This is a genomic window from Streptomyces sp. NPDC127100 (assembly GCF_042724095.1).
In the GTDB taxonomy this organism is placed as follows: Bacteria; Actinomycetota; Actinomycetes; order Streptomycetales; family Streptomycetaceae; genus Streptomyces.
In genome coordinates, this window is record NZ_JBHXFL010000043.1 from 22,480 (window position 1) to 36,560 (window position 14,081).

Annotated in this window: 20 protein-coding genes; 11 read left to right on the top strand and 9 right to left on the bottom strand. The window is 71.3% G+C overall.

What is annotated here, in order from left to right:
* Window positions 1-48: 48 nt before the first annotated feature.
* From ACFWJB_RS28875 to ACFWJB_RS28915, 9 genes are all read right to left on the bottom strand, one after another.
* Entirely contained in the window at window positions 49-822 is a 774-nt protein-coding gene (locus tag ACFWJB_RS28875; RefSeq protein WP_386925864.1) for a hypothetical protein, read from the bottom strand.
* A gap of 16 nt (window positions 823-838) precedes the next feature.
* Window positions 839-1,177, bottom strand: coding sequence for a hypothetical protein (locus ACFWJB_RS28880; protein WP_386925866.1), 339 nt, complete (start codon window positions 1,175-1,177; stop codon window positions 839-841).
* Window positions 1,165-2,013 carry a phiSA1p31-related protein gene (locus ACFWJB_RS28885; protein ID WP_386925868.1) on the bottom strand — a complete coding sequence of 283 codons (849 nt, stop codon included), beginning with the start codon at window positions 2,011-2,013 and terminating at the stop codon, window positions 1,165-1,167. The genes ACFWJB_RS28880 and ACFWJB_RS28885 overlap by 13 nt, the downstream gene beginning before the upstream one ends.
* A complete protein-coding gene (locus tag ACFWJB_RS28890) occupies window positions 2,010-2,237 on the bottom strand; it encodes a hypothetical protein (RefSeq protein ID WP_386925870.1) in 228 nt (75 codons plus the stop codon). The genes ACFWJB_RS28885 and ACFWJB_RS28890 overlap by 4 nt, the downstream gene beginning before the upstream one ends.
* Window positions 2,238-2,291: 54 nt before the next feature.
* Window positions 2,292-2,786, bottom strand: a complete 495-nt coding sequence (locus ACFWJB_RS28895; RefSeq protein ID WP_386925872.1) for a hypothetical protein — start codon at window positions 2,784-2,786, stop codon at window positions 2,292-2,294.
* A gap of 77 nt (window positions 2,787-2,863) precedes the next feature.
* A complete protein-coding gene (locus ACFWJB_RS28900; RefSeq protein WP_386925874.1) occupies window positions 2,864-3,019 on the bottom strand; it encodes a hypothetical protein in 156 nt (51 codons plus the stop codon).
* Window positions 3,019-3,411: a hypothetical protein gene (locus tag ACFWJB_RS28905; protein WP_386925876.1), complete on the bottom strand. Its 393-nt coding sequence runs from the start codon at window positions 3,409-3,411 to the stop codon at window positions 3,019-3,021. The genes ACFWJB_RS28900 and ACFWJB_RS28905 overlap by 1 nt, the downstream gene beginning before the upstream one ends.
* Window positions 3,408-3,881: a DUF4326 domain-containing protein gene (locus tag ACFWJB_RS28910; RefSeq protein WP_386925878.1), complete on the bottom strand. Its 474-nt coding sequence runs from the start codon at window positions 3,879-3,881 to the stop codon at window positions 3,408-3,410. The genes ACFWJB_RS28905 and ACFWJB_RS28910 overlap by 4 nt, the downstream gene beginning before the upstream one ends.
* A 190-nt stretch (window positions 3,882-4,071) precedes the next feature.
* Window positions 4,072-4,653 (bottom strand): hypothetical protein, encoded by a 582-nt coding sequence (locus ACFWJB_RS28915; RefSeq protein ID WP_386925880.1) that lies wholly within the window; start codon window positions 4,651-4,653, stop codon window positions 4,072-4,074.
* 220 nt (window positions 4,654-4,873) lie between these two features.
* Between ACFWJB_RS28915 and ACFWJB_RS28920 the strand changes: the two genes are divergently transcribed.
* From ACFWJB_RS28920 to ACFWJB_RS28970, 11 genes are all read left to right on the top strand, one after another.
* Window positions 4,874-5,410 (top strand): hypothetical protein, encoded by a 537-nt coding sequence (locus tag ACFWJB_RS28920; protein WP_386925882.1) that lies wholly within the window; start codon window positions 4,874-4,876, stop codon window positions 5,408-5,410.
* 85 nt (window positions 5,411-5,495) lie between these two features.
* A complete protein-coding gene (locus tag ACFWJB_RS28925) occupies window positions 5,496-6,473 on the top strand; it encodes an AAA family ATPase (RefSeq protein ID WP_386925884.1) in 978 nt (325 codons plus the stop codon).
* 70 nt (window positions 6,474-6,543) lie between these two features.
* Complete coding sequence (locus ACFWJB_RS28930; RefSeq protein WP_386925886.1) at window positions 6,544-7,806, top strand: hypothetical protein; 1,263 nt, start codon at window positions 6,544-6,546, stop codon at window positions 7,804-7,806.
* Between the two features lie 57 nt (window positions 7,807-7,863).
* Entirely contained in the window at window positions 7,864-8,076 is a 213-nt protein-coding gene (locus ACFWJB_RS28935) for a hypothetical protein (RefSeq protein WP_386925888.1), read from the top strand.
* A gap of 8 nt (window positions 8,077-8,084) precedes the next feature.
* Window positions 8,085-8,657, top strand: coding sequence for a WhiB family transcriptional regulator (locus ACFWJB_RS28940; RefSeq protein WP_386925890.1), 573 nt, complete (start codon window positions 8,085-8,087; stop codon window positions 8,655-8,657).
* Entirely contained in the window at window positions 8,654-9,106 is a 453-nt protein-coding gene (locus ACFWJB_RS28945; protein WP_386925892.1) for a hypothetical protein, read from the top strand. Before ACFWJB_RS28940 ends, ACFWJB_RS28945 begins: the two co-directional genes overlap by 4 nt.
* A 778-nt stretch (window positions 9,107-9,884) precedes the next feature.
* Window positions 9,885-11,234: a hypothetical protein gene (locus ACFWJB_RS28950; RefSeq protein ID WP_386925894.1), complete on the top strand. Its 1,350-nt coding sequence runs from the start codon at window positions 9,885-9,887 to the stop codon at window positions 11,232-11,234.
* 22 nt (window positions 11,235-11,256) lie between these two features.
* Window positions 11,257-11,544, top strand: a complete 288-nt coding sequence (locus ACFWJB_RS28955) for a hypothetical protein (protein WP_386925896.1) — start codon at window positions 11,257-11,259, stop codon at window positions 11,542-11,544.
* Window positions 11,541-12,338: a DciA family protein gene (locus ACFWJB_RS28960; RefSeq protein WP_386925898.1), complete on the top strand. Its 798-nt coding sequence runs from the start codon at window positions 11,541-11,543 to the stop codon at window positions 12,336-12,338. Before ACFWJB_RS28955 ends, ACFWJB_RS28960 begins: the two co-directional genes overlap by 4 nt.
* A 16-nt stretch (window positions 12,339-12,354) precedes the next feature.
* Window positions 12,355-12,534: a hypothetical protein gene (locus ACFWJB_RS28965; protein WP_386925900.1), complete on the top strand. Its 180-nt coding sequence runs from the start codon at window positions 12,355-12,357 to the stop codon at window positions 12,532-12,534.
* 216 nt (window positions 12,535-12,750) lie between these two features.
* Window positions 12,751-13,947 (top strand): ParB/RepB/Spo0J family partition protein, encoded by a 1,197-nt coding sequence (locus ACFWJB_RS28970; RefSeq protein WP_386925902.1) that lies wholly within the window; start codon window positions 12,751-12,753, stop codon window positions 13,945-13,947.
* Window positions 13,948-14,081 lie beyond the last annotated feature (134 nt).

Consider the following 14,081-nt stretch of genomic DNA (forward strand, 5'->3'; position numbering starts at 1 on the left):
GAGGTGTGCCTCCAGGGGCTCTGTCGATTCAGGAGGGGCGGGGCGGGTTCAGCGGCCGGCGTCGGGGGTCTCGACCAGGACGGTTCCGTCGACTGCGGCCAGGCGGAGCCGGGGGCGGGGCGGGACCTTCTCCACGCCGGGTACGGGCCAGTCGTCGGCGCAGATTCCGTAGACCGGGGGCTCCCAGTCGGGGACGCCGAGGCGCTGGCGGTACATGGCGAGCCAGTCGGACTCGAAGTACACGGGGAGCAGGCCGCCGCGGTTGGGGATGGGCTCGGGCGCGCGGCTGTTGGGCTCGCGCAGCTGCTCGCGGACCCGAGCGAGGTGGTCGAGGTGGCGTCGGCAGTACCAGTGGTACTTGTACCAGCCGGTGCCGGCCTGTTTCTCCACGGCGTGGTGCTCCCAGTCGGCGCTGCTGCCGCAGATGCCGCGCTGGTTGCGGAAGTCGTCTGGGCCGTCGGGGTGGGGTCGCAGCCGCGGGGCGACGCATACCCGGCGCGCGCGGTCCTTGCCGGAGGAGTAGCGGGGGGCGTCGTCGGCGACGGCTTGGTCCAGGCGCCACTCGCGACCGGTGCGGGTGGTGCCCATGGCGCGGCGGGCGGTGCCCCAGACGGACGGGTCGTCGTCGGAGTGGGCGACCATCGTGGCGTAGCCGAAGGCGAGGAGCATCTCCCGGGCCTGCGGTGTCGCGCGTTCATCGCTGTAGACCTGCCGAGCGAAGTCGGCGAAGGTCTCGCCCCCGCCGCCGCCGTTGCCCTTCGTACGGTGCCGGTCGCCGGGTGAGGGTTGAGCGGTGTGCGCGAGGTGCAGTGCTGCGCCCATGGTTGGCGTCCTCCGTTCAGCGGCCGGCCCGGCGGCGGGCGTCGGCCAGGATCTGTGCTGCGTCGGGGTGTGCGCGGACGGCTTCGGTGAGCGCGTCCCACCAGGTGCTGGCGTACTTCTGGTCCTCCTGCCGGGCCTGGAGCTTCTCCTGGACGCGGCGCAGGCGGGCGCCGAGCTTGTCGCAGGTGCACTCCGCGTCGGGGTCCTGGACGCGGGCCATGCAGCCGGGCATGAGGCAGAGGTCGCCGTCCGGATCGGTCCACCAGTAGCAGCCCGCCGGCACCGTGTCGGGGGTCGTGGAGGCCGGGGCGGTCGCGTCGCCGAGTGCCACCTGCCCGGGCGTCACCGCGGCCATGGGGCGGTCCTCGGCGGCTGGTTCGAGCCGGGGCACCGGCCGGTGAAGCCTTCGGAGATGGAGTGGGTGTTCATCAGGCCGTCGTCGCCGACCGGGGCCAGGTGCCGCATGCCCGGGCAGCGGGCGACGGCGCCCTCCCAGCGCTTCTGTCCCCAGTAGGGCAGGGCCTCGTCGGGGGTAGGCGCGGTGGCGCCCGGGTGGGCGATGCGGCGCAGCGGACCGTGCGCTTCGAGGATCTCCGGCAGCGCTGTGGGCTCGCCGGCGCCAGCGGGCATGAGGAGCACCATCGGTGTGCCGTCGTGGGCGCTGTACTCCAGGACTTCCCACTGATCACCGTCGCGGTCGGCGTAGGGGTAGCCGAGGAGGTACTGCTGGCCGGCGTGCTCGACGGAGGGGACTGCGGCCAGGTGCGCTGCGTCGTGCGGTCCGTGTTCGCGCAGCAGGACGGCGGCGAGGTGAACGACGGAGTCGACCTCTTCGCAGGGGAAGCCACCGCAGGCGCCGCACCCGCAGTGCTCGTGCTGGCAGCAGCACTGCTCCGTGGACCACTGGTGTCCGTCGGCGCCTACACCCTCGTACCGCACGCCGGTGTCCCCGCAGCTGTAGCAGGCTCCGCTGCCGGGCCGGGTGAGCGCCTCGTCGTCGGCCGGGTCCGGCTCGGCCGGGCCGGCGGTGGTGATCGGGCCGTGGCGGTCGCCGCTCAGGTACTGGACGAACAGGTCGGCCAGCGGCTGGCGAAGGACCCCGAGGTGCTGTGTGGCACCTTCGTCCTCGAGGAGCTCGTACGCGCGAGTGAGGGTCGCCACGGCGGTGCCGGGCGTGCGGGCCTCGGTCATCGCTGGCCTCCGGCGGTGCGGGCGGCCAGGAGGGAGAGCAGTCTCCGGTGGCTGGCGGCCTGGGCGTCGAGGTCCGCTCGCAGGGCAGCGAGCGCCTTCCGTATGTTCGTGAGCGCCTGTTCTCGGTGGGTGATCAGGAGGTCGATCAGGCTCTCCATGCCGTAGCTGGCCAGGGTGCGCCGGAAGTCCTCGGCGGCGGCCAGCTCGGCGTCAGCGATGGGCATCAAGTCAGTCTTCCGTTCTCCAGTCGGTGCTTCGTCCTGCGTTGGGGGCTGGGGTCAGTAGTCGCCGTCGTAGCCCCAGACCTCCGGGGTATCGCCGCAGCACGCCGGGCACATGCAGCGGCAGGTCTTCTCTCGGCCGGTGCACGGGCCCGGGCCGGCGTTGTCGTGGGCGGGCGCCCCGGGGCAGTACGGACCCGGCTCGGGGCACTCGGACACTGCGCCCTGGTGGGTGTCGCACCAGGTGCGCATCGCCGCGTCGAGCTGCAGGTCGCCCCACACCCCGTCGTACTGCCACGCGTCCGGGCGCCACGGGCAGACGGCCTTCACCACGGGAAGGGGGCACGGGGGCGGTGTGGAGGACCCGCCGGGGGTGGTGAACCAGCCCCGCCCGTCGGGTGCCAGCCAGTCCGTGCCCTCGGTGATGCCGTAGGGGGCGCGTGGGTCGTGCCAGTGGGTGGCGAGGACCCCGCAGTCGGTGCAGCGCCTGCGGTCTGCGTCGGGCTGGTCCCACCGGTGCGGGTCCTGCAGGGCGGCGACTTGGTCGAGCACGGGTACTCCTGGGCATCGGCGGGCCGCCGTCCGGGCGGGGACGGACGGCGGCCTGGGTGTGGATCGGTTCGGGCGATTCAGTCCGTGGATCGTGGCCTGCTCTTGGCCGGCGAGCCGGTCCTTGAGGCCGCGATCGGGATGCCTCGCTGCGGGGGCGTGCCCTTGGGCGCCGCTGTGCCGATGACGGTGTTCTTCGAGCGGGTCGCCCTGACGCGGGCGAGCAGTCGCTTCATCACTCCTCCGGGAACAGGTCGAGTTGCTCGGTGTGGGATGGGACGGTGCTGGGCTCGGGAGGGGGCTGGTGGCAGGAGCAGTTGCAGCGGTTTCGGCAGCGCCGGTCGGCGAGGTAGACGTCCGCGTTGCCGTACAGGCCGCCGGCGCCCTTGCAGGGGAAGCCGGCGAAGCCCTGGCTGATGACGGTCTCGTGTTCGTAGCCGCCCCAGGCGATCCACTGTTCGTGGCCGCACTCGTCGTGCCGGCCGTGCGCGCAGGCGTTGGACTCCCCTTGGCAGGGGCACTGCGGCCAGGCGGGCGGGATCTGCAGCGGCGCGAGGACGTGCTCGCGGATCCAGGCGGCGGCGGTCTCCGGCACGTCGGGCACGGTCGGTCGGCTGGGGGCGTTCACGCGGCGTCCAGCAGGCGGCTGACCGGCGGGAGGCCTTGCCGGGCGCGGTCGCGGTCGACGCGGCGCCGGGCGATCGCGATGTACCGGGTGGTCTCGGCCGGGTCGGCGTTGGCCCACTGCATGAGGACCTCGGCGTGGCAGCGCAGCCGTTCCCTGCAGGGGCAGGCGAGGTCCTTGCCGCGGAGCTGCTCCAGGTGCTCGAGGACGCGCTCGCGGCGCAGGTCGTCGTCGTTGCTGTCGAGGTAGGTCCGGTCGCCGGCCAGCCACTTGGCGAACAGGTCGACGGCGGCCTCGTGCGCGGCCGGGCGGTCGCCGCGCTCGGCCAGCTTCAGGCTGTACACCCACTCCAGGTCGAAGGGGTTACCAAGGGCGGGCCGGCGCGTGGTGCGGTCGACGATGACCGCGTCGCCCTTGCGCCAGCCCTCGGTGCGCTCACGTACCCGGCGTTGGGGCGTGGCGGGGCTGCTCAAGAGGGGCTCCGTTTCTGCTCTGGGGCTCACGGTGATTGCGGGGCAATCGCTGCGCCTGTGGAAAGTGGGGGCTGTGCGCTGGAACGAAGATCGGTTACGCTGGCCGCGCCGTACGCGGCATGAGGAATACGAGGATGGCGAGGGGCCGTCAGCTGCCTGGTGACGGCCCCTTCTCGTTGCCGTCGCTAGGTCAGGGCCGGTCGTTGCCCCGGGCGATGACCTCGGTCTGGTGGAGGACCGCGGCGGTGAGCCCGTTGATCGCGGTCACGATGGCCTCGACCGCCGCGTTCTTGATGTTGTCCGGCCGCACGTTGTCGATCGCGTGCAGTGCCTCGAAGCGGAGGTTCCGCGGCGGAGCAGGGAACTTGGGCGTCTCGTGCCGGGCAGCGGCGACGTCCGCGAGGCTGTTCATCAGGCGGACTCGGCCGAACTGGGGCTGGTCGTCCATCCAGTCGCTGGTGTGCAGTTCGATCTGCTTGCTGTCCTCGTCCCACATCGCCCGGACCTCGTAAGTGCCTTCGTCGTAGTCGGGCATGGCGAGGACGGCGCCGACCAGGTGGCCGCGCTCGTCGGTGTGCGCGGGGTGGAGCGGCTCGACGCCGAACATGTCGAACTTTCGGTTGATCAGGTCGGCGGAGATCTTGTTGCGCTGGATCTCGTTGGCCTTCTCGTTGAGCTTCCGGTGCTCGTCGGCCTCGATGGCTGCGGCGAGCCAGGCGGGTACGGTCGGGAGGTCGGTCGCGGTGGAGTCGGGCATCTGCATCCTCTTCATGGGCGCCATGTGGCGATCGCGGGACTGGACGTTCCACACCATAGCTCTAACCCGTTGCTTACGTATAGGGTTTTAGTTACTGTGGGGCCGCCGGGACGGTTGGTGCAGCACGCACCAGCGAGGTCACCGGCACGGTTCTGCGAAAGTGAGGTCTCACATGTCGTTCACCGTCGCGCCGGCCAGCATCCGGCGCGCTCCGCCGTCGAGAGGATCCGCCGCCGTGGCTGACGAACAGCCCCCCGTCTTCCGTCTGACCGACCAGACGTCCTACGAAGTGACCGCCGAGGGCGGCGTCGCCAAGATGAAGACCGACTTCGGGGTCCTCCAGGGCGACGCCGCGGCGTTCGGAGCGCTGGCCCGGGCCGCCGGCCGCGCTGTGTGGCGGCTGCGCGACGAGTCGGGCGACCTGCCTTCCCGGCCGCTGTACATCCCGCTGGACATCAAGGAAGCCGCGGAGCGGAAGGCCAGCCGGGAACGCAAGGCGCTCGCCGACGTGATGCGTGAGGGCTTCGCCAAGTACCTCGCCGGGGACATCGAGCCGGTCAAGCCGGTCCGGGCGCCCCGCCGGGCGCCGGGCGAGAAGCCGGCCAAATCGCTGCCCAGCGCGAGCCTGCGGATGAGCGACGACGACTGGGCGCCCATCGACGCCCGCTGCAAGGCCGACAAGGAGCGCCTGAAGTTCCTGGTGAACCCCTCCCGGGTCATCACCCAGTACCTGCGCGATGACTACCTGGGCGGCGAGGCCGGCCAGGAGTAAGGCACCGCGCGGGGGCGCCTGCGGCTGGAAGCCGACACCGGCCCGGCCCTCCGCGTACAGAACAACCTCATAGGAGACCCACCTCATGGCGACCGCCGCCGAGGCCCCCGCGTCCGCGGGCGGCCTGGTTCCGCACACCCATTTCCAGTTCGCCGCCGCCGAGAAGGAGGCCCGGCCGGTCCGGGCCCTGCTGGATGGGCCGCCCGGCTCGGGCCGCACCCTCACCGCCCTGCGGATGGCGTCCGCGCTGGGCGAGACCGTCGCCGTCATCGACACCGAGCGCGGCAAATCGAAGCAGTACGCCGACCAGGTCGCCTTCGACGTGATCGAGATGGAGACCTTCGACCCGCGCGAGCTGTGTCTGGCGCTGTACGCCGCGGCGCACTACGACGTCGTCGTCCTCGACTGCTGGTCTGCGTTCTGGGCTGGTCCGGAGGGCATCCGCGACCAGGTCGGCAAGAAGGCCGCCGGTATGCGCGGGGGTGCCGCAGCGAACAAGGACGCCGTATGGCAGGAGATCCGGCCGCTGGAGCGGCAGAGTCTCGACGCGGTGCTCGCCTTCCCAGGGCACGTCGTCGCCACCCTGCGCAACCGCGTGGAGTTCGTCCTGGAGACCGACGCCCAGGGCCGCACGGTGCCGACTCGCGCGGCCGGCCGCGCGGAGGCCCGCGACGGGCTCGAGTACGAGGTCGACTTCACCGGCTCACTGCTGCCCACCCACGAGCTGCTGGTCACGAAGTCCAACGCGCCGGGCCTGAGCAACGAGCTGTTCACCGACCCCGTCGCGGTCGGCAAGCAGCTCAGGGCCTGGGCGGAGACGGGTATCGACCGGGCGCCCCGTGTCGACTTCCTCCGCCGGGCCTACGACGGTACGGCGACGTACGAGGCGCTGTCCGAGCTGGCGCAGGAGATCCAGGCGTGCCGGGCGTCGAAGATGGCCGCCCTCGACCCGGCCGGCAACCCGACCACCCTCGGCGACGTCGTGTCCGTCCGGATGGCCGGGCAGTACGCCCGCAGCCAGCGCGAGGCCAAGGCCGCGGCCAGGCAGCAGGGAGCGGCGTGATGACCGGCCGGGAGCACGGGGTCGATCAGGTCTTCGCGTGGGTGGCCCGGCAGCAGGCGGTGGCTGCCTGATGCCGTACGCCGTGACGTGGAGCGACCAGTTCGCTGGCGGCGGCGGCGCGTGCGCCGGCCTGGAGCAGGTGCCCGGCACCGTCGTCGTCCAGGCCGGCAACCACGCCGCCCACTGCGTAGCCACCTACCGGGCCAACCACCCCCGGGTGCGGGTGCACCTGGCGGACCTGTCCCAGGTGGTGCCGTCGGCCTGGCCGCGGACCCACGCGATGTGGTCGAGCCCGGAGTGCACCTTCCACACCATCGCGGCGGGCAGAAGGCGGGTGCAGGGCGAGTTCGTCGACGGGCTGTTCTCCACGAGCGGCACCGACGAGACGGCGATCCGCTCCCGCGCCACGATGCACTGCGTCCCGCGATTCGCCGAGTACCACGGGTACCTGTTCATCGTCGTGGAGAACGTGGTCGAAGCCCGCTGGTGGGGGCCCCGGCACAACCGGGGCGCCGCCTTCGACGCGTGGATCGCGCAGATGCGGGTGTGGGGCTACCGCCACCGCATCGTCTACGCGAACTCGGCGCACGCCGCGGCGTACGGGCCGGCCTCCCACAGCAGCCGGGACCGCATGTACGTCATCTTCTGGCACGAGTCTGTCGGCCGTACGCCCAACTTCGACAAGTGGCTCCGGCCGATGGTGGCGTGCGCGCGGCACGGCAAGGTCCAGGCGGTACAGGCGTGGAAGACCACCGACTCGTGTTCGCCGCAGCGGCCGTGGGGCAAGCACCGGGCGCAGTACATCTGGCGGTGCCCGCAGCGCCACTGCGCCACCGTGGCGCTGGAGCCGTACGCGCTGAGGCCGGTCGCCGAGATCCTGGACCACTCGGACCCGGGCCCGCTGATCGGCGACCGGTACGCCGGCCCGCGCAGCGCGAACACCTGGCGGAAGATCCAGGCCGGGCATCGGCTGTACGGCGGTGCCCCGTTCATCGCCGAACTGCGCGGTGGCGGGTCCACGCACCGTCCGACCAGCCGGCCGCTGTCGACGCTGACCGCAGGGGGCAACCACCACCTGTGGGTCAACGGCACCGCCGAGGACGTCCGTGACCGGCACGCCCGGCTGCTGACGGTCGACGAACGCAAGGTCGCCATGTCCTTCCCGGAGACGTACGAGCTGGTGGCGACCGCCGAGAAGAAGAAGGAGCGCGACCAGCAGCTCGTCTCCATGGTCGGTATGGCCGTGACCCCCAACATCGCCCGCGACATCGGGGCGATGGCCTACGAATTCATCACCGGCCAGGACCTCGAGCCGTTCGGGCTGGCGGCATGATCCGCCGCCCGGCGGCCGTCCTGGCCCCGACCGCGCCGTGGAGGGAGGTGATCTCCCATGCGTATCCGCTGGATCGCTGCCGCGGCGCTGGCCGGTGCTGCCGCCGTGTGGTGGCACCGCCGCCGGATCGACGAAGCCCTGGCAGGCGAACGGCTCGACCGGGTTCTCGAGCGTGCTGTGCACCGCCGGACCCGCTCAGAGCTGGCTGAAGCCCTCGTCGTCGCCGAGGCCACCGACGTGATCAATCGGGCGCAGTCCCGTGAGGAGTGAACGACACCATGGACCGAAACGCCGCTCTCGCCGAACTCGAAGCCCACCCGTACTGGCCGCTGCGTGTCTGCGCGGAGACCGACGAACTCGGGGAGCCGGCCTACAAGACCGAGCTCTTCTTCACGCCCGGCGCGCTCAACGTCGAGCTCGCGAAGACGGTGTGCCAGGGCTGCCCCGTCATGCTGGCCTGCCGGCAGTACGCGCTCGTCTGGGAGAACGAGGGCGTGTGGGGCGGTCTGTCGCCGGACGAGAGGCGGGCCGAGCGCCGCGGGCAGCGGAAGCGGCGAGCCCGCCTGGCCCAGCAGGCGGGGGCGCGGCCCAAGCCGGTCTCGAACTGGAAGCCCTCGCCGGCCCAGGCGACGCTGCTGAAGGTCCTGGCGAAGCAGCCGGACCTGCGGGCCGCGGCCGTCGAGATGGACCGGCCGTTCCCGAACGTGCAGTGGGTGTACTCCCAGATGTGCAAGCAGCTCGGCTTCCACCAGGACGAGCTGAGCGTGCCGGAGGTCCTCGAGCGGGCCAACTCCCGTCTGGGTGCGGCGCCGTCCACGCCCGCGCCGGTACCGCTGAAGGACGCGGCATGACGACGGCCTTCCTCCCCGCGCGTACGGCCGCCGTCATCGGCGAGCAGCGCGCCGCACCGTCCACCACGGCGGTGCGGCGCGGCCGGGGCCGGCCTCCCGCCCTGACGAGCCCGGAACGCATCGCCCAGCTGCTCGCCGACATAAGGGCCGGCGCGACGGTCGCGGAGGCCGCCGCCGCGGCGGGCCTGTCGCGGACGCCGGTGTACAACCTGCGCCGCAGCAACGGCGCGTTCGCGCGGGCACTGGCCCAGGCGCAGCGGGACGGGAAGGCCGCCCGGCGCGCGGCCGGCCCCGAGCTGCAGGTCGACCAGCACGGCACGGAGGCCCGGTACACGAAGCGGCACTGCCCGTGCAAGCCCTGCCGGGACGCCGGCACCCAGGCCCGCGCCCGGCGTCGGTCCCCCGACGCCGGCGCCACCCCCAACACCCCGGCCGCTGCGGCGGCCTGACCAGGAAGGACACCTGATGAGCAGGCACGGAAAGTCGTATCGACACGAGGGAGTGAAGGTGGTCGCAATGGACCCGGTCGCAGAGGTAGGCTCAGCCCTGGCCATATTTGGGGATCACCGATCCGCTGGCCGCACAAGTCCGACAACGCATATGGCCCCCGCCACCCCCGGAGTAGCAGCCGGGGTAACGAGGGCCGTAGAGCGCCGAGACCGTGATTGGGACGGCCGAGGCATGAGCCATGGTACCCGTGCACCCAGTGCACGGCGAGAGGGGACCCACCCGGGCAGCGCACACGCGCCGCGCCTGCGGACGGTCCTCGGCCTGTCTCGGACTGTTCCGTCTCCTCAACCCCTCGCCTGCCGCGCCGTGTTCGGCGTCATCTCGCAGCGCAAGAGGGAAGGCCAGGTCCTCCCCCGTAGGGGGGCTGGCATGACGTAGACCGTGCGGCGGAGGTGATTGCCGCGCAATCACGACGCTCCGCCGGCCGCTGCTCGCTGACCGGTTGATTGCCCGTCAACCAGTCGCCTCGCGCGGCCACTTCCAACGGTGCCAGTTCAGGTTGCCCGCCTGCCCTGCCACTAGGACCCGATCGTCCGGTCGCTACTCGGCCGTTCGGGACTTCACCGCCCGTACCAGGGGCGGAGTACCACTCGATCCCACCTTCAGAAGCACTCCTCGAGGCAGTTCCCACCGGCCCGTTTCGTGTTTCGAAAGGCATCCGAGCCCCCCGTAGGGGCCTCGTTTTGCCGCCTTCCGGAGAGGACGACGAAGCCCATCATGCAGCACACTGCTGCCCTTTGTCAGCTTGAGCATGCCCAGACGCGGAGTGTCGGGCCGTTCACCACCCCTGCGGGCGACACATCTGCCCCCAAACTCCCCGCCTCGACCGCAGCCGCCGGCGCCGCGCGCACCCGCTTCGAACTGGTCCGCGGCAGCGCCCAGGAGGTCCTGCACACCGCGTCCCGTCGAGCCGAACCCCGCGACTGGCTGGTCGCCCTCGACTGGATGATCTACGAGGCGCAGCTGCACCCGAAGGCGAACAAGACCACCGTCCGCGTCGCGATGGACCTCGCGTCCCGCATGGACTACGACCGCGGCATCGTCCTGTACCGGCTCCTCGACACCGCCGCGGCGCTCGACATCGACAAGTCCACGGTCAAGCGACACGTGAGCTACCTCCGCGAGATGGGCGCCCTGGTCTGGCTCGAGCACGGCTCGAAGCGCAACCTTCGGCTGCCCGGCCGCAAGTACACCGCCACCGCCACGATCTACGGCGCCACGATCCCGCCGGCCTACGACGCCGCCATGGGCCACCGGCTCGGCGGCACGGGCTACGAGGCCCGCATCATCGGGTACACCGAGGCCGGCCGAGAGCGGGCTGTCGCCCGGGCCCGCCGATCTGCTGGGAGGCGCCTTGCGCCCCCTTCCCGTGGTGGTTCCCCCGACGGACCTGTTGCTGAAGTGGGTGGGAAAGAGAAAGCTACGCGCGGCGCGCGGCCCTCAGAGAGCAAGCCGCCGAAGAAGAGCACCCTGGGGCACCGAGTGACAGCGGCTCTGTTCCAGGCCGCGGACCGTCTGGCTCGCCGTCTCCGGCCGCTGCACAACTGGACTCAGCGAGCGAAGATCACCGAGTTGTCGTGGGTGCTGGTCGACAAGCTGGCCGAGGGATGCAGCGAGGAGCAGGTCGACGCTTGGCTCCGGGACATCTCCCCGGCGGTCGCCGTCGGCCTCGACTGGCGGCCGAACCGGCCCCACACGTACATCGCCAGCCAGCTCCTGCGTGAGCGCGCTGTCCGGGAAGCTGACGCGCAGCTGCAGCAGGACTGGGCCAACGCCTCGGCTCCGAATGCGGACTTCGGCGCAGCCGTCCAGGAGATGCGCCTCCAGCAGGCGGGTGAGGAGCGGCCCGCCGTTGATGGCCTCACCGGCCTCGACCAGGAGACGCGCACGCAGATGTGCGCGGACGGGTGGGCCGCCTACAAGTACCGCGGCGACCCGAGCCTCGTGCTGTCGGCGTACGAGGTGATGGGGCCGGCGGTGGCTTATGCCCTGTACGGCCGTGAGCTGGTTGACCTGTGCCTGAACCTCGACGCGAACTCCAACAACCCCCACGTCCGCCTGCACTGACGACCCTTCAGGAAGGTGACGCATGCCTGAGCAGCTCACGGTCAGCTCGATAACGGACCCGAAGCTGGAAGCTCTGCTCGCCGAGCTCGAGCGGCTCCGCGCCGCCACCGCGCTCCATCGGCCTCAGGTCCTCGAGGCGGACGGCCGGCAGGTGTGCCGCGAGTGCGGCTCCGACTGGCAGTGCCCGACCGCCGAAGCTGCGTCTGCGATCCGCCCGGTGATTGCCCCGCAATCACCCGCGGCCAGCGCGCCGAGCACCCCGGATCCTGCAGAGGTGATTGCGGGGCAATCACCGGGAGACGCGTCATGACGTCCGACGGCCCCTCCTCGAGCGGAGTCGACCTCGCCCGGATCGCACTGCGCCAGGCCAAGGAGGCCGCCCGGCAGCGCGGCGGGCAGGCGCCGGCGCAGAAGGCGAGGCGCACCGTACGCCTCCACCGGAGCGACAGGCGCGACCCGCAACCGCTTCAGGGTCTTCTGCAGCAGTGGCTCGTCGACAACGGCTACGAGAAGGCCGCCGACGGGGGCAGCCTCCTGAACCGCTGGCCCGACATCGTCGGTGCCGAGCGCGCCGCCCACTGGGAGGCCGCGGCCTACGACGAGGCGTCGAAGACACTGACCGTGGTGTGCCAGTCGGACTCCTGGGCGCGGATGCTCTCCCTGGTGTCCAGGCAGATCGTCGAGGACGTGAACCGCGCCCTGAAGCCCGGAACCCTCGCGGCCATCCGGATCCGCAAGGGCACCTACCGGCCGCCGGTACGTCCCGAACCTGCCTCGGCGTCCGAGCCGTCGACACGGCGCGTCCCGCCCGGCACCGCTCCGACGGAGGAGTACGCCCGGGTCCGGGAGCAGCTCCAGGACGCGAAAGCCCAGCGGGACGCCGCCGCCCCGCGGCGGCACTACGAACGCCTGACCCCCGACCGGATCCAAGCCGACCCGGACGACCACACCGAAGCCCAGTACTTCCAGCAGGGCCTCGAGGAAGAAGCCCGCCGGAAGGCCGATAGCCACGCCCGGGCGCTGCGCTACGCCCGCCGACAGCGCGCGGCCTCCGGCACCGCCACCACAGCCCCTACTCCGCGCCGATCGTCCGGCGCGGCCTGAGAGACAGGACCCACCCGTGAACATGCCGCCCTACAAGACCCGCCGCACCTCACCGGTGATTGCCCCGCAATCACCGCCGGCGGCCGGCTACCCCCGGCCGGACATACCGGTGGTGCTCTTCCTGGAGCCGCAGTACGAGGAGGTGTTGCTCACCGAGCTGGCCGACGGACCGGGCATACTGAGCGAGGACGAGTAGGCGGGCGCCCTGGACGCGCTGGCGAGTGATTGCCCCGCAATCACCCCCGCGCCGCCCCGTTTTCGCGCCGGACCCCCTCGCGCCAGGGTGCCTTTCCGCTCAATACGGACACGATGAGCACTTCGGTAGGACGCCACCCCTCTGACCGCTGCATCCAGACGGATAAGCTCGCGGCCGAGACCCACTACATCAGCACCACCCTCCCCCGGAGACCCCATGGCCGGAATGCCGAACCTCAACCTCAACCAGGCCCGACAGGCAGCGGGACAGCAGCGTCTCTTCAGTAAGGGAACCGCCGAGGTCCCTGTGTCGGACCTCCTGCCCAGCCCGGAGAACGGACGTAAGAAGCTCCGTGCCGTCGAAGGACTTGCCGAATCCTTCGACGGCGACGGTGTCGTCCAGGCGCTCACCGTCGTGCCCGCCGCCGCGTACGTGACGCACTACCCGAAGCACAAGGGGTACGTCGAGGAGTCGGGCAAGCCCTACGTCGTGCTGCACGGCCACCGCCGACTGGCCGCCGCACAAATGAAGGGCCTCGACAAGGTCCCGGTCTTCGTCCGAAAGACCGTCGCGGAGAACGGCTCGCTGCGCCTGTCCGCCATCAAGGAGAACGAGCAGCGCCTCGGTCTCGACCCGATCGAAGAAGGCGCCGAGTACCAGGCCGCCCTAGAAGAACTCGGCATCTCGCAGAGGGAGCTGTCGAAGAAGCTCGGGGGCATCTCCCAGACGGCGATCTCCCACAAGATCAAGCTGCTGAAGCTGATCGAGCCGCTCCAGCAGGCGGTCATCGACCACTGGTGCAAGCAGAAGGGTCTGGAGCTCGAGTTCGGCGGCGAACGGCTCCTGCCGATCAAGGAGGCGGCGACCATTCTCGCCGGCCTCCGCCAGGACCTGCAGCAGGCGTACGTCGACGGGCAGCTGTCCATGGCCCAGGCCGAGGCCATTGTGAAGAGCAAGGTGTCGCTCGAGGAGCAGCAGCTCCCCCGCACGCCGCAGCCGAACGAGACGCAGGCCAACGACGTCCAGGAACAGGGGGCGCAGCCGGCCGGGGACACCCAGCAGCAGAACGTCGGACAGGGCGACCCGCAGCCGAATGGCGACCAGCCAGACGCCGGCGGGGAGTCCTCGGTCCCTGGGCAGCGCAGCACCGACCTCAAGCAGACGCAAGATGCCGACCCGGACCAGGGCGAGGACAAGCCCGGCACGGCGCTGGACACCACCAACCCCTCGGGCCGGACCGCCGGTTCCGGCACCAGTGGCTCCGGCCAGCAGAGCCCGTCCGGAACGGTCGCCACCCTCAGCGAGCGAGGCGTCATCCCGGTCACCACCCCCAAGGACATTTACACGGGGCTGAAGGAGTGCCTCTCCCCCAGGGAGTTCGAGGAGCTGCAGGAGCTGATCCTGAACGACTGACGGCCGTGCCGCCGCCTATCCGTTCGCCCCGGTGAGTGACTCTTCACTGGGGCGACTGGCGTTTCTGGAGCGTTGCGCGATACCGTACGGCCAGCATTCCTCTTCCTGCCGTGCCTGCCGCGCTGTCACCGCGC